This window comes from Klebsiella sp. CN_Kp091, from assembly GCF_040065095.1.
GTDB classification, from domain to species: domain Bacteria; phylum Pseudomonadota; class Gammaproteobacteria; order Enterobacterales; family Enterobacteriaceae; genus Klebsiella; species Klebsiella aerogenes.
Map to the genome: position 1 here is coordinate 79,473 of NZ_JBEAIO010000001.1, position 25,615 is coordinate 105,087.

The window sequence follows — 25,615 nt, forward strand, 5'->3', positions numbered from 1 at the left end:
GCGGGCGGGAACCAGACTTCGCAAATCAATCTACAAAAGCAGCGAAGCCTCGCCCGGCAGTCACCACGGACCTTTTGCAATGGTGAACAATATGACTGATTTAACCGCGCATGACGCCGCACCAGCCTGGCAAACCCGCGATCACCTTGATGACCCGGTGATCGGCGAACTGCGCAACCGTTTTGGGCCGGATGCCTTTACCGTTCAGCCTACCCGTACCGGCGTTCCGGTGGTATGGGTGAAGCGCGAACAGCTGCTCGAGGTGGGTGATTTCCTGAAGAGATTGCCTAAACCTTACGTGATGCTGTTTGACCTGCACGGCATGGACGAACGTTTACGTACACACCGCGATGGCTTGCCAGCCGCGGATTTTTCCGTTTTCTACCACCTGATCTCAGTAGACCGCAACCGCGATATCATGCTCAAGGTGGCGTTGTCTGAAAACGATCTGCATCTACCGACCTTCACCAAACTGTTCCCTAACGCCAACTGGTATGAGCGTGAAACCTGGGAAATGTTTGGCGTGACCTTCGACGGTCACCCGAATCTGCGCCGCATCATGATGCCGCCGACCTGGGAAGGCCACCCGCTGCGTAAAGACTATCCGGCGCGCGCCACCGAATTCGATCCGTTTGAGCTGACTAAAGCCAAGCAGGATCTGGAAATGGAAGCGTTAACCTTCAAGCCGGAAGAGTGGGGCATGAAGCGCGGCACCGAAAACGAGGACTTTATGTTCCTCAACCTCGGCCCGAACCACCCGTCCGCTCACGGCGCATTCCGTATTATTCTGCAGTTGGATGGCGAAGAGATTGTCGACTGCGTGCCGGACATCGGCTACCACCACCGCGGCGCGGAGAAGATGGGTGAACGCCAGTCCTGGCACAGCTACATCCCGTACACCGACCGTATCGAATACCTCGGCGGCTGCGTCAACGAGATGCCGTACGTGCTGGCGGTGGAAAAACTGGCCGGGATCACCGTGCCGGATCGCGTGAACGTGATCCGCGTGATGCTGTCCGAACTGTTCCGCATTAACAGCCACCTGCTGTATATCTCGACCTTTATTCAGGACGTCGGCGCGATGACCCCGGTCTTCTTCGCCTTTACCGACCGTCAGAAAATCTACGATCTGGTCGAAGCGATCACCGGTTTCCGTATGCACCCGGCATGGTTCCGCATCGGCGGCGTCGCCCACGACCTGCCGCGCGGCTGGGATCGCCTGCTGCGTGAATTCCTTGAGTGGATGCCTAAGCGCCTGGATTCCTATGAGAAAGCCGCGCTGCGCAACACTATTCTGATTGGCCGCTCCAAAGGCGTTGCCGCCTACACCGCGAAAGAAGCGCTGGAGTGGGGTACCACCGGCGCAGGCCTGCGCGCGACCGGTATCGGCTTCGACGTGCGTAAATGGCGTCCTTATTCTGGCTACGAAAACTTCGACTTTGAAATCCCGACCGGCGGCGGCGTTTCCGACTGCTACACCCGCGTGATGCTAAAAGTGGAAGAGCTGCGCCAGAGCCTGCGCATTCTCCAGCAGTGCCTCGATAATATGCCGGAAGGCCCGTTCAAAGCGGATCACCCGCTGACCACGCCGCCGCCGAAAGAGCGCACGCTGCAGCACATTGAGACCCTGATTACGCACTTCCTGCAGGTTTCCTGGGGCCCGGTAATGCCGGCCAACGAATCCTTCCAGATGGTTGAAGCGACGAAGGGGATTAACAGTTACTACCTGACCAGCGACGGCAGCACCATGAGCTACCGTACCCGTATTCGTACCCCGAGCTATGCGCACCTGCAGCAGATCCCGGCGGCGATCCGCGGCAGCCTGGTATCCGACCTTATCGTCTATCTGGGTAGTATTGATTTTGTTATGTCAGACGTGGACCGCTAATTATGCACGAGAATCAACAACCACAAACCGAGGCTTTTGAGCTGAGTGCGGCAGAGCGTGAGGCTATTGAGCACGAGAAGCACCACTACGAAGACCCGCGTGCGGCGTCCATCGAAGCGCTGAAAATTGTTCAAAAACAGCGCGGCTGGGTGCCGGATGGCGCGATCTACGCGATCGCCGATGTGCTGGGGATCCCGGCAAGCGACGTCGAAGGCGTGGCGACATTCTACAGCCAGATCTTCCGCCAGCCGGTTGGCCGTCACGTGATCCGCTACTGCGACAGCGTGGTGTGCCATATCACCGGCTTCCAGGGGATCCAGTCGGCTATCGAGAAAAAGCTGGACATCAAACCGGGTCAAACCACCTTTGATGGCCGCTTCACGCTGCTGCCGACCTGTTGCCTTGGCAACTGCGACAAGGGGCCGACCATGATGATTGATGACGACACGCACAGTTATCTGACGCCGGAAGCGATTCCTGACCTCCTGGAGCGGTATAAATGAAAACCATTATTCGTACTGCCGAAACGCATCCATTAACCTGGCGTCTGCGCGATGACAAGCAGCCGGTGTGGCTGGACGAGTATCGCAGTAAAAACGGTTATGAAGGGGCGCGCAAGGCCTTAAGCGGTATGGCGCCGGATGAAATCGTCAATGCGGTAAAAGACGCCGGCCTGAAAGGGCGCGGCGGCGCGGGCTTTTCCACCGGTCTGAAGTGGAGCCTGATGCCGAAAGACGAGTCCATGAACATCCGTTACCTGCTGTGTAACGCCGATGAAATGGAACCGGGTACCTATAAAGACCGTCTGCTGATGGAACAGCTGCCGCACCTGCTGGTGGAAGGCATGCTGATCTCCGCCTTTGCGCTGAAGGCCTATCGCGGTTACATCTTCCTGCGCGGCGAATATATCGAAGCGGCGCAGCATCTGCGTCGTGCGATCGCCGAAGCCACTGAAGCAGGCCTGTTGGGGAAAAATATCCTCGGCACCGGTTTTGACTTCGAGCTGTTCGTGCATACCGGGGCAGGGCGCTATATTTGCGGTGAAGAGACGGCGCTTATCAACTCCCTGGAAGGCCGCCGCGCGAACCCGCGCTCCAAGCCGCCGTTCCCGGCGAGCTCGGGCGTATGGGGCAAACCGACCTGCGTCAACAACGTTGAAACCCTGTGCAACGTGCCTGCCATTCTCGCCAACGGCGTGGAGTGGTATCAGAATATTTCAACCAGCAAGGATGCCGGCACCAAGCTGATGGGCTTCTCCGGGCGCGTGAAGAATCCGGGCGTCTGGGAACTGCCTTTCGGCACCACCGCGCGCGAGATCCTCGAAGATTACGCCGGCGGCATGCGTGATGGCCTGAAGTTTAAAGCCTGGCAGCCGGGCGGCGCCGGTACCGACTTCCTGACCGAAGCGCACCTCGATTTGCCGATGGAGTTTGAAAGCATTGGTAAAGCCGGTAGTCGTCTGGGCACCGCGCTGGCGATGGCCGTCGACCACGAGATCGGCATGGTTCCGCTGGTGCGCAACCTCGAAGAATTTTTTGCCCGCGAATCCTGCGGCTGGTGTACGCCTTGTCGCGACGGCCTGCCGTGGAGCGTGAAGATCCTGCGCGCCCTGGAGCGCGGCGAAGGCCAGCCTGGCGATATCGAAACTCTTGAGCAACTGTGTCGATTCCTCGGGCCGGGTAAAACCTTCTGCGCGCACGCGCCGGGCGCGGTTGAACCGCTGCAGAGCGCTATCAAATATTTCCGCGAAGAATTCGAGGCTGGCATTAAGCAGCAGTTCAGCAATACCCATGCAATTAACGGTATTCAGCCGAACCTGCTTAAGACGCGCTGGTAATCTAAAGGTTTTTTATTTTTGGAAGCACGCAAATGGCTACGATTCATGTAGACGGCAAAGAATACGAGGTCAACGGAGCGGACAACCTGCTAGAGGCTTGTCTCTCTCTTGGTCTTGATATTCCATACTTTTGCTGGCACCCGGCGCTAGGGAGCGTCGGTGCTTGCCGCCAGTGTGCGGTGAAGCAATATCAGAACGCGGAAGACACGCGTGGTCGCCTGGTGATGTCCTGTATGACTCCGGCATCTGACGGCACCTTTATTTCTATTGACGACGGCGAAGCGAAGCAGTTCCGCGAAAGCGTGGTGGAGTGGCTGATGACCAACCACCCGCACGACTGCCCGGTCTGCGAAGAGGGCGGCAACTGCCACCTGCAGGATATGACGGTCATGACCGGTCATAGCTTCCGCCGCTATCGTTTCACCAAGCGTACCCACCGCAACCAGGATCTGGGGCCATTTATTTCTCACGAAATGAACCGCTGCATCGCCTGCTACCGCTGCGTTCGCTACTATAAAGATTATGCCGATGGCACCGATCTGGGCGTTTATGGCGCTCATGACAACGTCTACTTCGGCCGCCCGGAAGATGGCACGCTGGAAAGCGAGTTCTCCGGTAACCTGGTTGAAGTTTGCCCGACCGGCGTCTTCACCGATAAAACGCACTCTGAGCGTTACAACCGTAAGTGGGACATGCAGTTTGCGCCGAGCATCTGCCAGCAGTGTTCCATTGGCTGTAACATCAGCCCTGGCGAACGCTATGGCGAGCTGCGTCGTATCGAAAACCGTTATAACGGCACCGTTAACCGCTACTTCCTCTGCGACCGCGGTCGTTTCGGCTATGGCTACGTAAACCTCAAAGATCGTCCGCGTCAGCCGGTTCAGCGCCGCGGCGACGATCTGATCGCGCTCAACGCCGAACAGGCGATGCAGGGGGCGGCGGATATCCTGCGCCAGTCGAAGAAAGTCATTGGTATCGGTTCTCCGCGCGCCAGCATTGAAAGCAACTTCGCGCTGCGTGAGCTGGTCGGTAGCGAAAACTTCTATACCGGCATCGCTAAAGGCGAACAAGCGCGCCTGCAGATGATGCTCAAAGTGCTGCGCGAAGGCGGGATCCATACCCCGACGCTGCGCGATATCGAATCCTACGATGCGGTACTGGTGCTGGGCGAAGATATTACTCAGACCGGCGCGCGCGTTGCCCTGGCGGTACGCCAGGCGGTGAAAGGGAAAGCTCGCGAAATGGCGGCGGCGCAGAAAGTGGCCGACTGGCAGATTGCGGCAATTCTCAACATCGGACAGCGCGCCAAGCATCCGTTATTCGTCACTAATATCGACGACACTCGCCTGGATGACATCGCGGCGTGGACCTACCGCGCGCCGGTGGAAGATCAGGCGCGTCTGGGCTTCGCTATCGCCCATGCGCTGGATGACAGCGCGCCGGCGGTTGATGGCCTGAGCCATGACCTGCAGGGTAAAGTCGATGTTATCGTTCAGGCGCTGGCCGGGGCGAAAAAACCGCTGATTATCTCCGGTACTAACGCCGGTAGCATGGAAATCATTCAGGCTGCCGCCAACGTGGCGAAAGCGTTGAAAGGCCGCGGCGCCGATGTTGGCGTGACCATGGTCGCCCGCGCGGTGAATAGCGTCGGTCTGGGCATGATCGGCGGCGGCTCGCTTGAAGAGGCGCTGGACGAACTGGAAAGCGGCGCCGCAGACGCGGTTATCGTGCTGGAAAACGACCTGCACCGTCATGCTTCCGCCGCGCGCGTCGACGCTGCGCTGGCGAAAGCGCCGCTGGTGATGGTGGTTGATCATCAGCGCACTGCGATTATGGACAAAGCTCACCTGGTGCTCTCCGCGGCAAGCTTTGCGGAAAGCGACGGTACCGTTGTTAACAACGAAGGCCGCGCCCAGCGTTTCTTCCAGGTTTACGACCCGGCTTACTACGACGCGAAAACCGTGATGCTGGAAAGCTGGCGCTGGCTGCATTCGCTGCACAGCACCGTCAACAACCGTCAGGTTGACTGGACGCAGCTGGACCACGTCATCGATGCGGCGATTGCGGCGCTGCCGCAGCTGGCGGGCATTAAAGATGCCGCGCCGGATGCGACCTTCCGCATTCGCGGCCAGAAGCTGGCGCGTGAACCGCACCGCTACAGCGGCCGCACGGCGATGCGCGCCAACATCAGCGTGCATGAACCGCGTCAGCCGCAGGATAAAGACACCATGTTCGCCTTCTCAATGGAAGGGAACAACCAGCCGTCCGCGCCGCGTTCGCAGATCCCGTTCGCCTGGGCGCCGGGCTGGAACTCCCCGCAGGCATGGAACAAATTCCAGGATGAAGTGGGTGGTAAACTGCGCCACGGCGATCCGGGCGTACGTCTGATTGAAGCTTCCGCCAGCGGGCTGGAGTACTTCACGGCGGTTCCGGCCAGCTTCCACGCGGAAGAGGGCAAATGGCGTATCGCGCCGTACTATCACCTGTTTGGCAGCGATGAGCTGTCGCAGCGTTCTCCGGTGTTCCAGAGCCGGATGCCTGAGCCATACATCAAGCTGAACCCGGCGGATGCCGCAAAGCTTGGCGTTAACGCCGGGGCGATGGTTTCCTTCAGCGTAGAAGGCCAGACGCTGAGTCTGCCGCTGGTTATTTCTGAAGGGTTGACCGCGGGACAGGTTGGCTTACCGATGGGCATGCCGGGCATCGCGCCGGTACTGGCCGGGGCGCGTATTGATTCACTGCAGGAGGCGCAAGCATGAGTTGGTTAACGCCGGATCTTATCGACATTCTGTTAAGCATCCTGAAGGCCGTGGTCATTCTGCTGGTGGTCGTCACCTGCGGCGCGTTCATGAGCTTCGGCGAGCGTCGTCTGCTCGGCCTGTTCCAGAACCGCTACGGACCTAACCGCGTGGGCTGGGGCGGTTCGCTGCAGCTGGTCGCCGACATGATCAAGATGTTCTTCAAAGAGGACTGGATCCCGCGCTTCTCCGATCGCGTGATCTTTACTCTGGCACCGGTTATCGCCTTTACTTCGCTGCTGCTGGCCTTTGCTATCGTGCCGGTTAGCCCGTCGTGGGTGGTCGCCGACCTCAACATCGGTATTCTGTTCTTCCTGATGATGGCAGGCCTGGCGGTGTACGCGGTCCTGTTCGCCGGTTGGTCGAGCAACAACAAATACTCGCTGCTGGGGGCGATGCGTGCTTCCGCGCAAACGCTGAGCTACGAAGTGTTCCTCGGTCTCTCCCTGATGGGCGTGGTGGCGCAGGCGGGGTCATTCAACATGACCGATATCGTCAACAACCAGGCGCATCTGTGGAACGTCATCCCGCAGTTCTTCGGCTTCGTGACTTTCGCCATCGCCGGCGTGGCGGTGTGTCACCGTCACCCGTTTGACCAGCCGGAAGCGGAGCAGGAACTGGCCGATGGTTACCACATTGAATATTCCGGTATGAAATTCGGTCTGTTCTTCGTCGGTGAATACATCGGTATCGTCACCGTCTCAGCGCTGATCGTGACGCTGTTCTTCGGCGGCTGGAATGGCCCGTGGTTACCGCCTTTCATCTGGTTCGCGCTGAAAACCGCGTTCTTCATGATGATGTTCATTTTGATCCGCGCATCATTACCGCGTCCGCGTTATGACCAGGTAATGTCCTTTGGCTGGAAGGTATGCCTGCCGTTAACGCTGGTCAACTTGTTGGTAACGGCGGCTGTCATTCTCTGGCAGGCGCAATAAGGGGTGAATTGAACATGACCTTAAAAGAATTATTGGTAGGGTTCGGCACCCAGGTCCGCAGTATTTGCATGATCGGGATGCACGCCTTCGCCAAACGTGAAACTCAGATGTACCCGGAAGAGCCGGTATATCTGCCGCCGCGCTATCGTGGCCGTATCGTGCTGACGCGCGATCCGGACGGTGAAGAGCGCTGCGTTGCCTGTAACCTGTGTGCGGTAGCCTGCCCGGTTGGCTGTATCTCTCTGCAGAAAGCAGAGACCAAAGACGGCCGCTGGTACCCGGAATTCTTCCGCATCAACTTCTCACGCTGCATTTTCTGCGGCCTGTGCGAAGAAGCGTGCCCGACCACGGCGATTCAGTTGACCCCGGACTTCGAACTGGGCGAATACAAACGTCAGGATCTGGTGTACGAAAAAGAGGATCTGCTGATTTCCGGTCCGGGCAAATACCCGGAATATAACTTCTACCGGATGGCGGGTATGGCAATCGACGGCAAAGATAAGGGCGAAGCGGAAAACGAAGCTAAGCCAATCGACGTCAAGAGCCTGTTACCGTAAGGAGAGGGGCAATGGAATTCGCTTTTTATATCTGTGGCCTGATAGCCATCCTCGCAACCTTGCGGGTCGTCACCCACACCAATCCGGTGCACGCGCTGCTGTACCTGATCATTTCGCTGTTAGCGATTGCCGGGGTGTTTTTCTCGCTGGGCGCTTACTTCGCCGGTGCGCTGGAAATCATCGTTTACGCCGGGGCCATTATGGTGCTGTTCGTGTTCGTGGTGATGATGCTCAACCTGGGCGGCACCGAGATCGAACAGGAACGCAAATGGCTGCAGCCGGGGATCTGGATTGGCCCGGCCATCCTTTCCGCAGTGCTGCTGGTGGTAATCGTTTACGCCATCCTTGGCATCAATGACCAGGGTATCGACGGCGCGGCGATCAACGCCAAAGAAGTGGGTATTGCGCTGTTTGGGCCGTACGTCCTGGCGGTGGAGCTTGCCTCCATGCTGCTGCTGGCGGGCCTGGTTGTTGCCTTCCACATTGGCCGCGAAGAGCGCGCCGGTGAGGTGCTGAGCAACCGCGTGAACGACAGCGACAAAAGAAAAACGGAGGAACACGCATGATCCCCTTAACACATGGACTGATCCTCGCCGCCATCCTGTTTGTGCTCGGCCTGACTGGTCTTGTGATCCGCCGCAATCTGCTGTTTATGCTGATTAGCCTGGAAATCATGATTAACGCCGCCGCGCTGGCATTCGTGGTCGCGGGAAGCTACTGGGGCCAGACTGATGGTCAGATTATGTATATCCTCGCCATCAGCCTCGCGGCTGCGGAAGCGAGTATCGGTCTGGCGCTGCTGCTGCAGCTCCATCGTCGCCGCCAGAACCTGAACATCGATTCAGTAAGTGAGTTGCGTGGATGAACATGCTTGCCTTAACCATTCTTCTGCCATTGATTGGCTTTGTGCTGCTGGCCTTCTCCCGCGGACGCTGGTCGGAAAATCTTTCCGCTACCGTGGGGATGGGCTCGGTAGGCCTGGCGGCGCTGGTGACGGCGTACGTCGGCGTCGACTTTTTCGCTAACGGCAAACAGGCGGTCAGCGTACCGCTGTGGAACTGGATGTCGGTCGGTGATTTCAACATCGGCTTCAACCTGGTGCTGGATGGCCTGTCTCTGACCATGCTCTCCGTGGTTACCGGCGTCGGCTTCCTGATCCACATGTTCGCCTCCTGGTACATGCGCGGCGAAGAGGGCTACTCTCGCTTCTTCGCTTACACCAACCTGTTTATCGCCAGCATGGTCGTTTTGGTGTTGGCCGATAACCTGCTGTTGATGTACCTGGGTTGGGAAGGCGTGGGTCTCTGTTCTTACCTGCTGATCGGCTTCTACTACACCGATCCGAAGAACAACGCCGCGGCGATGAAAGCGTTCGTGGTCACCCGCGTCGGCGACGTGTTCCTCGCCTTCGCGCTGTTCATTCTTTATAACGAACTGGGCACCCTGAACTTCCGCGAAATGGTTGAGCTGGCGCCGCAGCACTTCGCTAACGGCAGCACCACGCTGCAGTGGGCGACGCTGATGCTGCTCGGCGGCGCGGTCGGTAAATCCGCTCAGCTGCCGCTGCAAACGTGGCTTGCCGATGCGATGGCGGGCCCGACGCCGGTCTCTGCGCTGATCCACGCCGCTACCATGGTGACCGCGGGCGTGTACCTGATTGCCCGTACCCACGGCCTGTTCCTGATGACGCCGGAAGTGCTGCATCTGGTCGGTATCGTTGGCGCAATCACGCTGGTGTTGGCGGGCTTCGCCGCGCTGGTGCAGACCGACATCAAACGCGTGCTGGCTTACTCGACTATGAGCCAGATTGGCTACATGTTCCTCGCGCTGGGCGTGCAGGCATGGGACGCGGCGATCTTCCACCTGATGACGCATGCGTTCTTTAAAGCGCTGCTGTTCCTGTCGTCCGGTTCGGTGATCCTCGCCTGCCATCACGAACAGAACATCTTCAAGATGGGCGGCCTGCGCAAATCCATTCCGCTGGTTTATGTCTGCTTCCTGGTGGGGGGAGCGGCGCTGTCCGCTCTGCCGCTTATCACCGCAGGCTTCTTCAGTAAGGATGAGATTCTGGCTGGCGCGATGGCCAACGGCCATATCAATCTGATGGTAGCGGGCCTGGTTGGCGCCTTTATGACCTCGCTGTATACCTTCCGTATGATTTTCATCGTGTTCCACGGTAAAGAGCAAATTCACGCGCACGCAGGGAAGGGGATTACCCACCATCTGCCGCTGATTGTGCTGCTGATTCTGTCCACCTTCGTTGGCGCGCTGATTGTGCCGCCGCTGGAAGGCGTACTGCCGCAGACCACCGAGCTCGCTCACGGTAGCGTGATGACGCTGGAAATGACCTCCGGGATTATCGCTATCGCCGGCATCCTGATCGCCGCATGGCTGTGGCTGGGCAAACGTACGCTGGTGACTTCCATCGCCAACAGCGCGCCTGGCCGCTTCTTCGGTACCTGGTGGTTCCATGCCTGGGGCTTCGACTGGTTATACGACAAAGTGTTCGTGAAACCATTCCTCGGTATCGCCTGGCTGCTGAAGAGCGATCCGCTGAACTCGTTGATGAATATCCCGGCGATTCTGTCCCGCTTCGCAGGTAAAGGCCTGCTGGTGAGCGAGAACGGCTATCTGCGGTGGTATGTGGCTTCAATGAGCATTGGCGCGGTGGTAGTGCTGGCTCTGCTGATGGTACTGCGTTGATTTGAGCGCGCGGTTTTGCCCGGTGGCGTTTCGCTTACCGGGCCTACGAAACCGTAGGTCGGGTAAGCGAAACGCCACCCGACACAACAAACCGCACTCAAACGTGAATGTAGTCGAATTCGTTGAAAATCGGTCCTGAACGGGACTTTAACAAGGAATAAAAATCGCCATGTTATTACCCTGGCTAATATTAATCCCCTTTATTGGCGGCTTCCTGTGCTGGCAGACTGAACGCTTTGGCGTGAAACTGCCGCGCTGGATTGCGCTGATTACCATGGGACTGACGCTGGTGCTTGGCCTGCAGCTGTGGATGCAGGGCGGCTATTCTCTGACGCAATCCGCGGGTATTCCGCAGTGGCAGTCGGAATTCGTGCTGCCGTGGATCCCACGTTTCGGCATTAGCATCCATCTGGCGATTGACGGTCTGTCGCTGCTGATGGTGGTGCTGACCGGCCTGCTCGGCGTGTTGGCGGTGCTCTGTTCCTGGCGCGAAATCGAAAAGTACCAGGGCTTCTTCCACCTCAACCTGATGTGGATCCTGGGCGGCGTCATCGGCGTATTCCTCGCCATCGACATGTTCCTGTTCTTCTTCTTCTGGGAAATGATGTTGGTGCCGATGTACTTCCTGATCGCGCTGTGGGGTCACAAAGCCTCTGACGGTAAAACGCGTATCACGGCGGCCACCAAGTTCTTCATCTATACCCAGGCGAGCGGCCTGGTGATGCTGATCGCCATTCTGGCGCTGGCATTCGTTCACTTCAACGCCACCGGCGTGTGGACCTTCAACTATGAAGAGCTGCTGAAAACCCCGATGTCGCACGGCGTGGAATACATGCTGATGCTCGGCTTCTTCATCGCCTTCGCGGTGAAAATGCCGGTAGTGCCGCTGCACGGCTGGCTACCGGACGCCCACTCCCAGGCGCCGACTGCCGGTTCCGTCGACCTCGCGGGCATCTTGCTGAAAACCGCGGCCTACGGTCTGCTGCGCTTTGCGCTGCCGCTGTTCCCGAACGCCTCCGCCGAGTTTGCGCCAATCGCCATGTGGTTGGGCGTGATCGGTATCTTCTACGGCGCGTGGATGGCCTTCGCCCAGACCGATATCAAACGTCTGATTGCTTACACCTCCGTTTCCCACATGGGCTTCGTACTGATTGCTATCTACACCGGTAGCCAGCTGGCTTATCAAGGGGCGGTGATTCAGATGATTGCCCACGGTCTGTCCGCGGCGGGTCTGTTCATTCTGTGCGGCCAGCTGTACGAACGTCTGCACACCCGCGATATGCGCCAGATGGGCGGCTTGTGGAGCAAAATTAAATGGCTGCCGGCGATGTCGATGTTCTTCGCTGTCGCCACCCTGGGGATGCCGGGCACCGGTAACTTTGTCGGCGAATTTATGATTCTGTTCGGCAGCTATAAAGTGGTGCCGGTGATTACCGTTATCTCGACCTTTGGTCTGGTATTCGCTTCCGTTTACTCGCTGTCGATGCTGCATCGCGCTTACTTCGGTAAAGCGAAAAGCGAAATCGCGACGAAAGAGCTGCCGGGGATGTCCCTGCGTGAACTGTCTATCATCCTGCTGCTGGTGGTGCTGCTGGTGCTGTTGGGCTTCTTCCCGCAGCCAATTCTCGACACCTCGCATGCTGCGATGAGCAACATTCAGCAGTGGTTTGTTAATTCTGTTTCTACTACAAGGCCGTAATTCGCCATGACAATAACTCCACAACAACTGATCGCACTGCTACCGCTGCTGATCGTCGGCTTGACGGTGGTGGTTGTGATGCTCTCCATTGCGTGGCGACGCAATCATTTTCTCAATGCCACGTTGTCGGTTCTCGGACTTAACGCCGCGCTGGTCTCGCTCTGGTTTGTCGGTCAGAACGGGGCGATGGACGTCACCCCGCTGATCCGCGTTGACGGTTACTCGATGCTCTATACCGGGCTGGTGCTGTTAGCGAGCCTCGCGACCTGTACTTTCGCCTACCCATGGCTTGAGGGTTACAAGGACAATAAAGAAGAGTTCTACCTGCTGGTGCTGATCGCCGCGCTGGGTGGTATTCTGCTGGCCGGCGCTAATCACCTGGCCTCGCTGTTCCTCGGTATCGAATTGATTTCGCTGCCGTTGTTCGGCCTGGTCGGTTACGCCTTCCGCCAGAAACGTTCGCTGGAAGCGAGCATCAAATACACCATCCTCTCCGCGGCAGCCTCGTCTTTCCTGCTGTTCGGTATGGCGCTGGTGTATGCGAATTCCGGTAACCTGTCCTTCCTCGCGCTGGGCAAGAGCCTGGCTGACAACGCGCTCCACGAGCCGCTGCTGCTGGCGGGCCTCGGTCTGATGATCGTCGGTCTTGGCTTTAAACTGTCGCTGGTGCCGTTCCACCTGTGGACGCCTGATGTATACCAGGGCGCGCCTGCGCCGGTATCCACCTTCCTGGCGACCGCCAGCAAGATTGCCATCTTCGGCGTGGTGATGCGTCTGTTCCTGTACATGCCGGTGGGCGACAGCGAAGCGGTACGCGTGGTGCTGGGCCTGATCGCCTTCGCCTCTATCATCTTCGGTAACCTGATGGCGCTGAGCCAGACCAACATTAAGCGTCTGCTCGGTTACTCTTCCATCTCACACCTCGGCTATCTGCTGGTGGCGTTAATCGCCCTGCAGAGCGGCGAAATGTCGATGGAAGCCGTTGGCGTCTACCTGGCCGGTTATCTGTTCAGCAGCCTCGGCGCGTTCGGCGTGGTCAGCCTGATGTCCAGCCCGTACCGCGGTCCGGATGCTGACTCGCTGTTCTCCTACCGCGGTCTGTTCTGGCACCGTCCGATCCTGTCGGCGGTAATGACGGTGATGATGCTGTCGCTGGCCGGTATTCCGATGACCCTCGGCTTTATCGGTAAGTTCTACGTGCTGGCCGTCGGTGTGCATGCGCACCTGTGGTGGCTGGTTGCCGCGGTAGTGATCGGCTCGGCGATTGGTCTCTACTACTACCTGCGCGTTGCCGTCAGCCTGTACCTGAGCGCCCCGGAGCAGCTGAACCGCGATGCGCCGTCAAACTGGCAGTACAGCGCCGGCGGTATCGTGGTGCTGATCTCCGCGCTGCTGGTGCTGGTGCTTGGCGTGTGGCCGCAGCCGCTGATTAGCATCGTGCAACTGGCGACGCCGCTGATGTAATCTGCGCTATAAATAAAAAAAACCGCCGACTTGTCGGCGGTTTTTTTATGCCTGCGATTTATGCCAGTCGATAAACCATAAAATCCTCCGCCAGTAGCGTATTGGCGAAAATCTCCCGGCATTCCGCCAGCATACGCAGGCAGCCTTCGGCATCGTAGCGCGAGCTAAAGTGGGTGGCGATTAGCGTGCCGACCCCTGCTTCTTTGGCAAGCGCCGCGGTCTGCTGACTGGAAGAGTGGCCACGGCTATTGGCTTTCTCCGCCATCGCCTGCTCAAGGGTGGTTTCGTGGACCATTACATCCGCGCCGCGCGCCATCTCCAGCGCCTGCGGGCAGGGGGCGGTATCGCCAAAGATGGCCAGCGTTTTACCCGGCGTCGATGGCCCCAGATAGCGGCTACCGTCAATGACCCGGCCATCTTCCAGCTCAACGCGCTGACCGAGCTTGAGCTGATGGAACAGCGGCCCCGGACGCACGCCATCGGCAATCAGTTGGGCGGCATCGAGCGTACCGGGCTTGTCATGCTGTTCGATGCGGTAGCCGTAGCACTCCACCGGATGGCTGAGCGGGTACGCGCTGACCCGATAGCCGTCTTCGTCGAAGACCAGACCTGGGCCGACTTCGATGATAGTGAGCGGATAATCGGTCCATGACCCGCTCAGGCGCAGCGCGGTTTCGATGAATTCTTTAATCCCTTTTGGCCCGTAAACTGTCAGCGGCAGCGAGTTTCCCTGCATCGAGCGGCTGCACAACAGGCCGGGCAGGCCGAACAGATGATCGCCGTGCAGGTGAGTGATGAAAATTTTATTCAGTTTGCCTGGGTGGTAAGGGGTATGGAGAAACTGATGCTGGGTGCCTTCGCCGCAGTCAAACAACCACATTTCAGCGCTGGTGGGTTGTTGCAAATTCAGTATTATCGACGTCATATTACGCGTACGGGTCGGCACGCCGGCGGATGTCCCCAAAAATGTTAATTCCATCGTCCAGTGTCCTCAGGCGAGTGGTAAAGCATCAGTATATCAATAAGGAGTCACAAATGATGACCTGGCAGGATTTACATCACAGCGAGCTCACCGTTGCTCAACTGTACGCCTTGCTGAAGCTGCGCAGCGCGGTGTTTGTCGTCGAACAACGCTGCGTCTATCAGGATATCGACGGCGATGATTTAGTCGGTGAGAACCGTCATCTGCTCGGCTGGCGCGACGGAGAGCTGGTGGCCTACGCGCGGATCCTCAAAAGCGAAGAGGAGTTCGAACCGGTGGTGATTGGCCGGGTTATCGTTAGCCCGTCCGTGCGCGGCGAGAAGCTGGGCTACCAGTTGATGGAGCAGGCGCTGGCCAGCTGCCGGCAGAACTGGCCGCAGAAGGCGATTTATCTGGGGGCGCAGGCGCATCTGCAGAAATTTTATGCCAGCTTTGGTTTTGTGCCGGTGACAGAGGTATACGATGAAGATGGTATTGCCCATATCGGTATGGCGCGTGACATCACAACTCATTAAGAAGCTAAATAGTAATAGCGTATCGCTATCAATTATCTATACTTTTCCTCCTGTAGCGAATCCAGTGTCTGGCGTTCGCCGGGCCTGTTAAGGTTCGCTCCCTCATGATGGGTACTGCTATTTATCGCAGCTACCCTTTATAATGTGGGGTTTTTAATTTCGTGGAGGTTCGCGTGCTGTCTGTTTCCACCGCGCTGGAAAGCCTGTTGGGTTGTCTGGCTGAAGATTTCCCTCCGTCGCCCGGCACGCGAATTTTTGATATCCCATTCCCGTTAAACGACGCCTTCGACCCGTTACTGTGGTGCGCGCGCCAGCCGTGCTGGCCGCAATTCTACTGGCAGCAGCGTAATGGTGATGAAGAGCTGGCGGCGCTGGGGGCGGTAACCACCTTTGCCTCTTTGTCCGCGGCGCATGATTTTTTATGCGCGCAGGGGCGGGAAGATCTGCGCATCAGCGGGCTGAACGCGTTCGACCCGCAGCAGGGCCATCTGTTTCTGCCGCGGCTGGAGTGGCGCCGCCTGGGCGGCAAAGCGACCTTGCGGCTGGTGGTACACAGTGCGACCTCGCTGCTTGACGACGCGACCGCCGCGCGGGCGTTTCTCCAATCATTAAATAGCGAGCAGGCGACGGCGGCATCGATGCCGCCGCTGCAAAGCGAGCAGCATGCGCCGGAATACCCGCAGTGGCGTGAGCTGATTACGCAGGCGACGCAGGCAATCGGCGCCGGCGAAATGGATAAGGTTGTGCTGGCGCGGGTCACGGATTTACGCTTTAGCGCGCCGCTGCAGGCGTTTGCCATTATGGCGGCCAGTCGGCGCAGCAATCTTAACTGTTTTCACTTCCTGATGGCCTTTAGCCCGAAGCAGGCGTTTCTCGGCTCCACGCCGGAACGGCTATGGCGGCGACGCGGCGCGCTGCTGCGCACCGAAGCGCTGGCGGGTACCCTCGCTAATCATCCTGATGACGCCCGGGCGCAGCAGTTGGGCGATTGGCTAATGAAAGACGATAAAAACCAGCGGGAAAATATGCTGGTGGTCGAGGATATCTGCCAGCGTTTGCAGAGCGAGTCGCCGACGCTTGACGTTCTACCGCCGCAGGTCGTACGCCTGCGTAAGGTGCAGCATCTCCGGCGCTGTATCTGGTGCGAACTGGCTGAGCCCGACGACAGCCGCTGCTTGCTGCAGCTGCAGCCTACCGCCGCGGTGGCGGGGCTGCCGCGCCAGACGGCGCTGGCGTTCATCCGCCGTCATGAGCCTTTCGCCCGCGAATGGTATGCCGGCTCCGCAGGTTATCTTTCTCTGGCGCAAAGCGAGTTTTGCGTGGCGCTGCGCTCGGCAAAAGTCGAGAACGACACCCTGCGGCTGTATGCCGGGGCCGGTATTGTCAGCGGATCTGACCCGCAGCAGGAGTGGCAAGAAATAGAAAATAAAGCGGCGGGATTACGAACGTTATTACTTTCAGAAACGTAGAGAGACGACGTATATCAAAACGGCGCAACTCTGCCTTATCTATACTTAGCATCAATATTTGATACCGGACAATTTCATGTCAGTAAGCGCATTTAACCGACGCTGGGCGGCGGTGATCCTTGAAGCTTTAACCCGCCACGGCGTGCAGCACATTTGCATTGCCCCAGGCTCGCGCTCGACGCCCTTAACCCTGGCGGCGGCGGAAAACCGCGCTTTTATTCATCACACTCATTTTGACGAACGTGGCCTTGGCCACCTGGCGCTGGGACTGGCGAAGGCTAGCCGCCAGCCGGTGGCGGTGATTGTGACCTCCGGAACCGCAACCGCGAATCTCTATCCGGCGCTGATTGAAGCGGGCCTGACGGGTGAAAAACTGATCCTGCTGACCGCCGACCGCCCGCCGGAGCTTATCGACTGCGGCGCCAATCAGGCCATCCGCCAACCGGGAATGTTTGCTTCTCATCCTGCGCAGACCGTTTCTTTACCGCGTCCTTCGCAGGATATTTCCGCGCGCTGGTTGGTCTCGACCATCGATCAGGCGCTGGGCGAGCTGCATGCCGGCGGGGTGCATATCAACTGCCCGTTCGCTGAGCCGCTATATGGCGATATGGACGATACCGGGCTGGAGTGGCAACAGCAGCTCGGCAACTGGTGGCAGAGCGATAAGCCCTGGCTGCGTCAGGCGCTGCAGATGGAGAGTGAGAAACAGCGCGACTGGTTCTTCTGGCGGCAAAAACGCGGCGTAGTGGTCGCGGGCAGGATGAGCGCCGCGGAAGGTAAAAAAGTGGCTGAATGGGCGCAGACCCTCGGCTGGCCGCTGATTGGCGATGTCCTGTCGCAGACCGGGCAGCCGTTACCGTGCGCCGACCTGTGGCTTGGCAACGGTAAAGCGGTCAGCGAACTGGCGCAGGCGCAAATCGTCGTGCAACTCGGTAGCAGCCTGACCGGCAAACGCGTGCTTCAGTGGCAGGCGACCTGCGAGCCGGATGAATACTGGCTGGTGGATAATCTGCGCGGTCGCCTCGATCCGGCGCAGCACCGCGGTCGCCGTCTGCTCTCAAGCGTTGAGCGCTGGCTCGAACTGCATCCGGCGGAGAAACGCCAGCCGTGGGCGACGGTGATCCCGCAGCTTGCCGGGCAGGCGTGGCAGGCCGCGGTCGCCAGCAACGAGCCTTTTGGCGAAGCGCAGCTGGCGCAGCGCATTCGGCGCTATTTGCCGGATCAGGGACAGCTGTTTGTTGGCAACAGTTTAGTGGTACGCCTGATAGACGCGCTGGGGCAACTGCCGGCGGGTTATCCGGTCTATAGTAATCGCGGCGCCAGCGGCATCGATGGCCTATTGGCGACCGCCGCCGGCGTGCAGCGCGCGAGCGCCCGGCCTACGCTTGCGATCGTCGGCGATCTTTCGGCGTTATACGATCTCAACTCGCTGGCCCTGCTGCGCCAGGCGTCGGCGCCGCTGGTGCTGATCGTGGTCAATAATAACGGCGGGCAGATTTTCTCTATGCTGCCGACGCCGCAGGACGAGCGCCGCCAGTTCTATTTAATGCCGCAGGACGTTGATTTCAGCCACGCGGCGGCGATGTTTGGTCTGGCTTATCACCGCCCTGATGACTGGCAGTCGCTGGATGAGGCGCTGGCAGGCGCGTGGCGCCGCGCCGGGGCGACGGTAATTGAGCTGGCGGTTAACGAGACCGACGGTACGCAGACTCTCCAGCAACTGCTGGCGCAGGTAAGCCGCCTGTGACGTTCAACGCGACGGTTGAAAGCGGCCAGCCGGGTTATCCCTGGCTGGTATTCCTGCACGGCTTTTCCGGAGACCGCGACGAGTGGCGTACGGTTGGTGAAGCGTTTCCGGCTTGGCCGCGGCTGTATCTCGATCTGCCGGGGCACGGTGGCTCGGCGGATATCGCGGTCGATGGCTTTACCGGGGTCAGCGAATTACTGCAGGCTACGCTAAATAGTTACAACATCCTGGATTACTGGTTGGTTGGCTACTCCCTGGGCGGCCGGGTGGCGATGAACTTCGCCTGCCAGCCGCGCGCGGGCCTGCGCGGCCTGATCGTCGAGGGCGGACATCCGGGCCTGCAGGACGAAGCGTCGCGGCAGGCGCGGCGCGGCAATGATAGCGCCTGGGCGGAACGTTTTCGCCGCGAGCCGTTAGCGCAGGTCTTCGCCGACTGGTATCAGCAGCCGGTCTTCGCTTCGCTGGATGCGGCGCAGCGTGAGTCATTGGTCGCCCTACGTCGCCGCAATAATGGCGCTACGCTGGCGGCGATGCTGGAGGCAACCTCCCTTGCGGAGCAGGCCGATTTGCGCGCGTCTCTGCAGGCTCGCGATTTTCCTTTTCACTACCTGTGCGGCGAACGCGACGCCAAGTTTCGCGCTATCGCGCAAGCGCTCGCCGCCGATACCCATATCATTCACCATGCCGGACACAACGCGCACCGGGACAACCCCGCTGCGGTGATTGCCTGTCTGGCGCAGATTCTGGCAAGTTAACTGAAGGACATTCTATGATCTCTCTTGATGAAGCAATGCTCTACGCCCCCGTTGAATGGCACGATTGCTCAGAAGGCTATACCGATATTCGTTATCAAAAATCGACTGACGGGATTGCTAAAATCACCATCAATCGTCCGCAGGTGCGCAACGCCTTCCGTCCACTGACCGTCAAAGAGATGATTCAGGCGCTGGCGGATGCCCGCTATGACGACAATATCGGCGTCATCGTGCTGACCGGTGAAGGCGATAAAGCTTTCTGCGCCGGCGGCGACCAGAAAGTCCGCGGCGACTACGGCGGCTATCAGGACGACTCCGGGGTTCACCATCTCAACGTGCTCGACTTCCAGCGCCAGATCCGCACCTGCCCGAAACCAGTAGTGGCGATGGTCGCCGGTTACTCTATCGGTGGCGGCCACGTACTGCACATGATGTGCGACCTGACCATCGCGGCGGATAATGCCATCTTCGGCCAGACCGGGCCAAAAGTCGGCTCCTTTGATGGCGGCTGGGGCGCTTCCTATATGGCGCGTATCGTCGGGCAGAAAAAAGCGCGCGAAATCTGGTTCCTGTGCCGTCAGTACGACGCCCAGCAGGCGCTGGATATGGGGCTGGTGAATACCGTGGTCCCATTGGCGGATCTGGAAAAAGAGACCGTGCGCTGGTGTCGTGAAATGCTGCAAAACAGCCCGATGGCGCTGCGTTGCCTGAAAGCGGCGCTGAACGCCGACTGCGACGGCCAGGCCGGGCTGCAGGAGCTGGCGGGTAACGCCACCATGCTGTTCTACATGACGGAAGAAGGGCAGGAAGGACGTAACGCCTTCAACCAGAAACGTCAGCCGGACTTCAGCAAATTTAAACGGAATCCATAATGCGCGTTTCGCAGGTTTACCGCTGGCAGATACCGATGGACGCGGGCGTGGTTCTGCGCGAACGGCGGTTAAAAACCCGCGATGGGCTGTTCATCCGCCTGCAGGAGGGTGAACGCGAAGGCTGGGGGGAAATTTCTCCCCTGCCGGGATTCAGTGACGAAACGCTGGAAGAGGCGCAAATGGCGCTGCTGGCGTGGGCGCGGGCCTGGCGCGACGGCGCCGAGGCGCCGCTTCCTATGCAGCCCTCCGTCGCTTTTGGTATTAGTTGCGCGCAGGCGGAGCTTGGCGGCGAGCTACCACAGGCGGCGGATTATCGCGCGGCGCCGCTCTGTTCCGGCGACCCGGATGAACTGTTCGCCAAACTGGCGGCGATGCCCGGCGAGAAAGTCGCTAAGGTGAAAGTAGGGCTGTGGGAGGCGGTACGCGACGGCATGGTGGTGAATCTGCTGCTGGAAGCGATCCCCGACCTGCAGCTGCGGCTGGATGCCAACCGGGCGTGGACGCCGGTCAAAGCGCAGCAGTTCGCCAAATACGTTAATCCGGCGTATCGCCAACGCATTGCCTTTCTCGAAGAACCGTGCAAAAGCCGCGACGATTCGCGTGAATTCAGCCAGCAGACCGGTATTGCTATCGCCTGGGATGAAAGCCTGCGCGAGGCGGATTTCCGCTTTGTCGCCGAGCCTGGCGTGCGCGCGGTGGTGATCAAACCGACGCTGACCGGCAGCTTACAAAAGGTTCAGCAACAGGTCGCCGCGGCGCATGCGCTGGGGCTGAGCGCGGTGATTAGCTCGTCGATCGAGTCCAGCCTGGGATTAACGCAGCTGGCGCGGGTTGCCGCCTGGCTGACTCCGCAGACTATCCCCGGACTCGACACGCTGGCGCTGATGGGCGCTCAGCTGGTGCGGGCGTGGCCGGAGAGTACGCTGCCAATTTTCAATGCTGATGAGCTGGAGCAACTGCTGTGATGTTTTCCGATTGGCCGTGGCGCCACTGGCGTCAGTTACGCGGCGAGTCGCAGGCGCTACGCCTGAATGACCAGCCGTTGACCTGGCGTGAGCTATGCGCGCGGATTGACGCGCTGGCATCTGGTTTTGCCGCGCAGGGCGTCATGGAGGGTCAGGGCGTGGCGCTTAGGGCCTACAACCAGCCGGAGACGCTACTCGCCTGGCTGGCGCTGCTGCAGTGCGGGGCGCGGGTGCTGCCGCTTAATCCGCAGCTGCCTATGGCCTTGCTGCAGGAACTGCTGCCTGCGTTAACCGTACAGCATCAACTGGTGCTTAACGGTGATTCGCTGCCGGGGAATTTACCGGCGTTAACTCTGCAGGCGGCAGAAGGCGCCTGTGCCGTCTGCTGGTATGGCGAACGGCTGGTGTCGATGACGTTAACCTCCGGCTCAACCGGCCTGCCGAAGGCGGCGGTACATAGCGCCAGCGCCCATCTGGCCAGTGCCGCTGGCGTGCTGGCGCTGATGCCGTTTGCCGCGGAAGACGACTGGCTGCTGTCGCTGCCGTTGTTCCATGTCTCCGGGCAGGGGATCATCTGGCGCTGGCTGCTGGCTGGCGCGCGGCTGACGGTGCGCGATAGACAACCACTGGAGCAGGCGCTGCTGGGCTGTACCCATGCTTCACTGGTACCGACTCAGCTATGGCGCCTGCTAAATGGCGATGCCGATGTTTCACTCAAGGCGGTGCTGCTTGGCGGCGCGGCGATCCCCGTCGAGCTGACCGAAAGGGCGCGAGCGCAGGGGATACGCAGCTTCTGCGGCTACGGCCTCACTGAATTCGCCTCCACGGTTTGCGCCAAAGAGGCCGACGGAGCGGCGGATGTGGGCGAAGCGCTGCCGGGACGGGAGGTAAAAATTGTCGCCGGCGAGATCTGGCTGCGGGCGGCGAGCATGGCCGCGGGCTACTGGCGGGATGGTCAACTGTTGTCATTAACCAACGATGAAGGCTGGTTTGCGACGCGCGATCGCGGGGAGTTACGCAACGCCAGGCTGTCGATTATAGGGCGACTGGATAATCTCTTTTTTAGCGGCGGCGAAGGCATTCAGCCGGAGGAGGTTGAGCGCGTGATACTCGCCCATCCGCAGGTTCAGCAGGTGTTTATTGTGCCGCAGGATAATGTCGAATACGGCCAACGCCCGGTGGCGGTGGTTGAATGCGAGGACGGCTGCGAAATGGCCACGCTGGCGGCATGGAGTGCAGAACGGTTAGCGCGTTTCCAGCAGCCGGTACAGTGGCTACGGCTGCCGGAAACGTTAAAGAACGGCGGGATTAAGATTTCGCGCCGGGCGCTGCGCGAATGGGTCAATTCGCCGGTTTAGCCGATATTGGCCTCGGCGCGGCGCTGGCGCTGTTTACGTCTCAGACGCAGCAGCGGCGGCACCACCAGGACGGCGACAGCCAGCATTAGCAATGTTTTGGTTACGCCGCTTTCCCAGAGGATAGCCAGATTACCGTTGCTGATTGACAGCGCGCGGCGCAGGTTCTGCTCCAGCATCTCGCCCAGCACAAAACCGAGGATCAGCGGCGACATCGGGAAATGCATTTTACGCATGATGTAGCCGAGCACGCCGAGACCAACCATCAGCAGCAGGTCAAAGGTGGTGCTGTGCACCGCATAGACGCCAACGGCGGAAACGGCGGCGATGGCTGGTACCAGGAACCACAGCGGTATCGTCAGCATGCGGGTGAACAGGCCAATCAGCGGAATGTTCATGATAAGCAGCATCACGTTGGCGATAAGCAGCGCGGCGATAAGTCCCCAGACAATATCCGGCTGTTCGGTGAACATCGCCGGGCCGGGCGTAATGTTATATAGCGTCAGCGCACCCATCATGACCGCGGTGGTACCGGAGCCAGGCACGCCGAGCGTCAGCATCGGAATAAACGAACCGCAGGCGGAGGCGTTATTAGCGGCTTCCGGCGCCGCCACGCCGCGAATATCCCCCTTGCCGAAGTTATCGCTGTTGCCGCTGATTTTTTTCTCCGTCATATAGGTGATGGCGCTGGCGATGGTCGCCCCGGCACCGGGCAGAATACCGACGAAGAAACCCACGACGGAAGAGCGTAGGGTCGCGCCGACGCACTGCGCGGCCTCTTTGGTGTTAAACAGCATGCGCCCGGTTTTACGCACCAGCGTTTGCCCACCGCTGGTGCTCTCCAGCATCAACAGGATCTCGGAAACGGAGAACAGGCCGATGACCACCACAATAAATTGCACGCCATCGGAGAGATGGACGCTGTCGAAGGTGAAGCGGTAAACCCCGGTGTTGGCATCCACGCCCACCGTCGCCAGGCCCAAACCGATTAACGCCGCGAGAAAGGATTTCAGCGGGTTTTGCGCCATCATGCTGCCGAGGCAGGCGATGGCAAACACCATCAGCGCGAAATATTCCGCCGGGCCGAACGCCAGCGACCACTGGGCGAGGAGCGGCGCGAACAGAATAATGCCGCCGATCGCGATAAGCGAACCGAAGAAAGAGCTAACGGCGGAAATCGATAGTGCGACGCCGCCGCGCCCTTGCTGCGCCATGGGATAGCCATCAAGCGCCGTCATGATGGCGGCGGCATCGCCGGGTACGTTCAGCAGGATAGATGAAATACGCCCGCCATATTCGCAACCGATATAGACCGTCGCCAACAGGATCAGCGCCGATTCCGCAGGCAGGTGCAGGGCAAAGGCCAGCGGCAGCAGAATGGCGACGCCGTTAATCGGCCCGAGGCCGGGCAGCAGCCCGACGATGGTTCCGACAAAGCAGCCGATGAGGGCGATAAGCAGATTTTCCGGCGTCATGGCGACGGCGAAACCCTGCGACAGATAGATCCAGGTATCCATAAGCTTCTCCGTTAATTTAACCAGACGCCAAGCGGCAGGGTCACATCAAGTAAGGTATCGAAGGCGTACCATAACGAGACGCCCATCACCACGCCGGCAATGCCTGTCGCCGGTAGCGTGGCGCCGAACAGCAGGCCAATCACCGCCGTCAGTAGCGCAGTGGCTAGCGGAAAGCCCAGCCATTCAAATCCCCAGGCATAGACCACCAGCACCACGACCATGGTTAACAGCCGTTGCAGTACATGTCGTCCCGGCCACTCGATGGCGTCCGGGCGACGCAGCAGCATCAGCGCCGAACACAGCAGCATCAGGCCGATAATGCCCAATGGGAAAGGGCGCGGGCCGACGGGTTCATACGAGTATTCGCTGTGGATCTGCCAGGCGATAAACAGGCCGCCAATGCATAACAACAGCCAGACTCCGGCAAAGATACGATCGCTCATTAGCGCCTCCGCGGATTATTTAGCCAGGCCAAAGGCTTTCGCCTGTTCGCGATAATCGCTGACCTGCTGTTTTACATAGGTATCGAGCTCCTTGCCGTTCATGTTGAATTCAAACAGGCCGCGCAGTTCACGTTGCTTTTTGAACTCATCGGTTTGCTGCAGTTTAGTGAATTCATCAACCCACCACTGATAGTCGGCATCGCTTACCTTCGGGCCCATAAAGAAGCCGCGAATAATCGGCCACACCAGGTCATAGCCCTGCTCTTTAGCGGTAGGGACATTGGCCAGCGCGCCCGGCAGACGTTCGTTGGAGAAGACCGCCAGGACGCGGATCTTATTTCCCTGCAGGTACGGCACCATTTCACTCAGATCGCCGGAGACCGCCTGCACATGGTTGCCGAGCAGCGCGGTTACCGGCTCGCCGCCGCCCTCAAAGGCGACATAGCGCATCTTGTGCGGATCAACGTTGGCTTTTTGCGCCAGTAGCGCCGCTTTCATCCAGTCCTGGCTGCCGATGGAGGCCCCGGCGCCAATGACGATAGTGGCGGGATTTTTCTCCATCGCAGTCATGAATGACTTCAGGTCTTTCCATGGCGAATCGGCGCGCACGGCAATCATGCCGTAGTCGGTACCGACGCTGGCCAGCCAGCGTACGTCATCAACGCCGTAGCGGCCGAATTTCCCCTGCGACAAATTCAGCAGCGAGCCGCCGGAAAAGGCGACCACGGTTCCGGCTTCCGCCGGGCGCTGGGCGACGATGGCGTTATAGGCCACCGCGCCGACGCCGCCGGGCATATAGGTGACTCGCATCGGTTTTTCGATCGCGCCGGTTTCCATCAGGCTCACCTGAATTAGCTTACAGGTAAGGTCGAAGCCGCCGCCGGGTTTGGCGGGGGCGATACATTCGGTGCGGGACGGGGCTTGCGCCGCGAAAGCGGTGGTTGTACATAGGCACAGCGCGATGGCGCTAAGATGGCGGAAAAATGGCGTTTTCATAGGCTTCCTCAGTAGGTACAGGGAATGTTTTTCTGATTATGTGAACCGACATGTGGCGATTCGGTTGCGTGATTGTTAAAACAGTTACCTTTCATTTCCCTTTCAATGCGGCAGCAAC

General features: G+C 59.4%; 22 protein-coding genes. 18 read left to right on the forward strand and 4 right to left on the reverse strand.

Annotation, left to right across the window (positions count from 1 at the left end; translation table 11 throughout):
- Window positions 1–79 precede the first annotated feature (79 nt).
- From nuoC to nuoN, 11 genes are all read left to right on the forward strand, one after another.
- Complete coding sequence (gene nuoC, locus ABLV17_RS00425; RefSeq protein WP_015365585.1) at window positions 80–1,888, forward strand: NADH-quinone oxidoreductase subunit C/D; 1,809 nt, start codon at window positions 80–82, stop codon at window positions 1,886–1,888.
- A gap of 2 nt (window positions 1,889–1,890) precedes the next feature.
- Entirely contained in the window at window positions 1,891–2,391 is a 501-nt protein-coding gene (gene nuoE / locus ABLV17_RS00430) for an NADH-quinone oxidoreductase subunit NuoE (RefSeq protein WP_015365586.1), read from the forward strand.
- Window positions 2,388–3,725: an NADH-quinone oxidoreductase subunit NuoF gene (nuoF, locus tag ABLV17_RS00435; protein WP_015365587.1), complete on the forward strand. Its 1,338-nt coding sequence runs from the start codon at window positions 2,388–2,390 to the stop codon at window positions 3,723–3,725. Before nuoE ends, nuoF begins: the two co-directional genes overlap by 4 nt.
- A 32-nt stretch (window positions 3,726–3,757) precedes the next feature.
- Entirely contained in the window at window positions 3,758–6,484 is a 2,727-nt protein-coding gene (nuoG, locus tag ABLV17_RS00440; RefSeq protein WP_213316937.1) for an NADH-quinone oxidoreductase subunit NuoG, read from the forward strand.
- The gene (nuoH, locus tag ABLV17_RS00445) at window positions 6,481–7,458 is read left to right on the forward strand and encodes an NADH-quinone oxidoreductase subunit NuoH (protein WP_015365589.1); all 978 of its coding nucleotides are present in this window, start codon (window positions 6,481–6,483) and stop codon (window positions 7,456–7,458) included. The genes nuoG and nuoH overlap by 4 nt, the downstream gene beginning before the upstream one ends.
- Before the next feature lie 14 nt (window positions 7,459–7,472).
- On the forward strand, window positions 7,473–8,015 hold the full coding sequence (nuoI, locus tag ABLV17_RS00450; RefSeq protein WP_015365590.1) for an NADH-quinone oxidoreductase subunit NuoI: 543 nt from the start codon (window positions 7,473–7,475) through the stop codon (window positions 8,013–8,015).
- Between the two features lie 11 nt (window positions 8,016–8,026).
- Window positions 8,027–8,581: an NADH-quinone oxidoreductase subunit J gene (gene nuoJ, locus ABLV17_RS00455; RefSeq protein ID WP_015365591.1), complete on the forward strand. Its 555-nt coding sequence runs from the start codon at window positions 8,027–8,029 to the stop codon at window positions 8,579–8,581.
- The gene (nuoK, locus tag ABLV17_RS00460; RefSeq protein WP_004865088.1) at window positions 8,578–8,880 is read left to right on the forward strand and encodes an NADH-quinone oxidoreductase subunit NuoK; all 303 of its coding nucleotides are present in this window, start codon (window positions 8,578–8,580) and stop codon (window positions 8,878–8,880) included. Before nuoJ ends, nuoK begins: the two co-directional genes overlap by 4 nt.
- The gene (gene nuoL, locus ABLV17_RS00465) at window positions 8,877–10,718 is read left to right on the forward strand and encodes an NADH-quinone oxidoreductase subunit L (RefSeq protein WP_015706160.1); all 1,842 of its coding nucleotides are present in this window, start codon (window positions 8,877–8,879) and stop codon (window positions 10,716–10,718) included. The genes nuoK and nuoL overlap by 4 nt, the downstream gene beginning before the upstream one ends.
- Window positions 10,719–10,887: 169 nt before the next feature.
- Window positions 10,888–12,417 carry an NADH-quinone oxidoreductase subunit M gene (gene nuoM / locus ABLV17_RS00470; protein ID WP_015365593.1) on the forward strand — a complete coding sequence of 510 codons (1,530 nt, stop codon included), beginning with the start codon at window positions 10,888–10,890 and terminating at the stop codon, window positions 12,415–12,417.
- Window positions 12,418–12,423: 6 nt separating this feature from the next.
- A complete protein-coding gene (gene nuoN, locus ABLV17_RS00475; protein ID WP_015365594.1) occupies window positions 12,424–13,881 on the forward strand; it encodes an NADH-quinone oxidoreductase subunit NuoN in 1,458 nt (485 codons plus the stop codon).
- Window positions 13,882–13,939: 58 nt separating this feature from the next.
- Here nuoN and rnz read toward each other — a convergent pair whose 3' ends face one another.
- A complete protein-coding gene (gene rnz, locus ABLV17_RS00480) occupies window positions 13,940–14,860 on the reverse strand; it encodes a ribonuclease Z (RefSeq protein WP_015706158.1) in 921 nt (306 codons plus the stop codon).
- A 56-nt stretch (window positions 14,861–14,916) separates the two neighbouring features.
- Between rnz and ABLV17_RS00485 the strand changes: the two genes are divergently transcribed.
- The 7 genes from ABLV17_RS00485 (at window position 14,917) to menE (ending at window position 22,544) form a co-directional block, all read left to right on the forward strand.
- Complete coding sequence (locus ABLV17_RS00485; RefSeq protein ID WP_015365596.1) at window positions 14,917–15,378, forward strand: GNAT family N-acetyltransferase; 462 nt, start codon at window positions 14,917–14,919, stop codon at window positions 15,376–15,378.
- Window positions 15,379–15,551: 173 nt separating this feature from the next.
- Window positions 15,552–16,847, forward strand: coding sequence for an isochorismate synthase MenF (gene menF / locus ABLV17_RS00490; protein WP_308959071.1), 1,296 nt, complete (start codon window positions 15,552–15,554; stop codon window positions 16,845–16,847).
- Between the two features lie 76 nt (window positions 16,848–16,923).
- On the forward strand, window positions 16,924–18,594 hold the full coding sequence (gene menD, locus ABLV17_RS00495; RefSeq protein WP_047466133.1) for a 2-succinyl-5-enolpyruvyl-6-hydroxy-3-cyclohexene-1-carboxylic-acid synthase: 1,671 nt from the start codon (window positions 16,924–16,926) through the stop codon (window positions 18,592–18,594).
- A complete protein-coding gene (gene menH, locus ABLV17_RS00500) occupies window positions 18,591–19,349 on the forward strand; it encodes a 2-succinyl-6-hydroxy-2,4-cyclohexadiene-1-carboxylate synthase (RefSeq protein WP_348854048.1) in 759 nt (252 codons plus the stop codon). The genes menD and menH overlap by 4 nt, the downstream gene beginning before the upstream one ends.
- A gap of 14 nt (window positions 19,350–19,363) precedes the next feature.
- A complete protein-coding gene (menB, locus tag ABLV17_RS00505; RefSeq protein WP_015365600.1) occupies window positions 19,364–20,221 on the forward strand; it encodes a 1,4-dihydroxy-2-naphthoyl-CoA synthase in 858 nt (285 codons plus the stop codon).
- Entirely contained in the window at window positions 20,221–21,186 is a 966-nt protein-coding gene (gene menC, locus ABLV17_RS00510; protein ID WP_348854049.1) for an o-succinylbenzoate synthase, read from the forward strand. The genes menB and menC overlap by 1 nt, the downstream gene beginning before the upstream one ends.
- Window positions 21,183–22,544: an o-succinylbenzoate--CoA ligase gene (gene menE / locus ABLV17_RS00515; RefSeq protein WP_308959165.1), complete on the forward strand. Its 1,362-nt coding sequence runs from the start codon at window positions 21,183–21,185 to the stop codon at window positions 22,542–22,544. The genes menC and menE overlap by 4 nt, the downstream gene beginning before the upstream one ends.
- Here menE and ABLV17_RS00520 read toward each other — a convergent pair.
- From ABLV17_RS00520 to ABLV17_RS00530, 3 genes are read right to left on the reverse strand one after another with little or no spacing between them, the layout of a single operon-like run.
- Entirely contained in the window at window positions 22,541–24,058 is a 1,518-nt protein-coding gene (locus ABLV17_RS00520) for a tripartite tricarboxylate transporter permease (protein WP_015365603.1), read from the reverse strand. The two genes, menE and ABLV17_RS00520, sit on opposite strands and share 4 nt — an antisense overlap.
- Before the next feature lie 11 nt (window positions 24,059–24,069).
- Complete coding sequence (locus ABLV17_RS00525; protein ID WP_271031726.1) at window positions 24,070–24,501, reverse strand: tripartite tricarboxylate transporter TctB family protein; 432 nt, start codon at window positions 24,499–24,501, stop codon at window positions 24,070–24,072.
- Window positions 24,502–24,516: 15 nt separating this feature from the next.
- The gene (locus tag ABLV17_RS00530; RefSeq protein WP_348854050.1) at window positions 24,517–25,497 is read right to left on the reverse strand and encodes a tripartite tricarboxylate transporter substrate binding protein; all 981 of its coding nucleotides are present in this window, start codon (window positions 25,495–25,497) and stop codon (window positions 24,517–24,519) included.
- Between the last annotated feature and the right edge of the window lie 118 nt (window positions 25,498–25,615).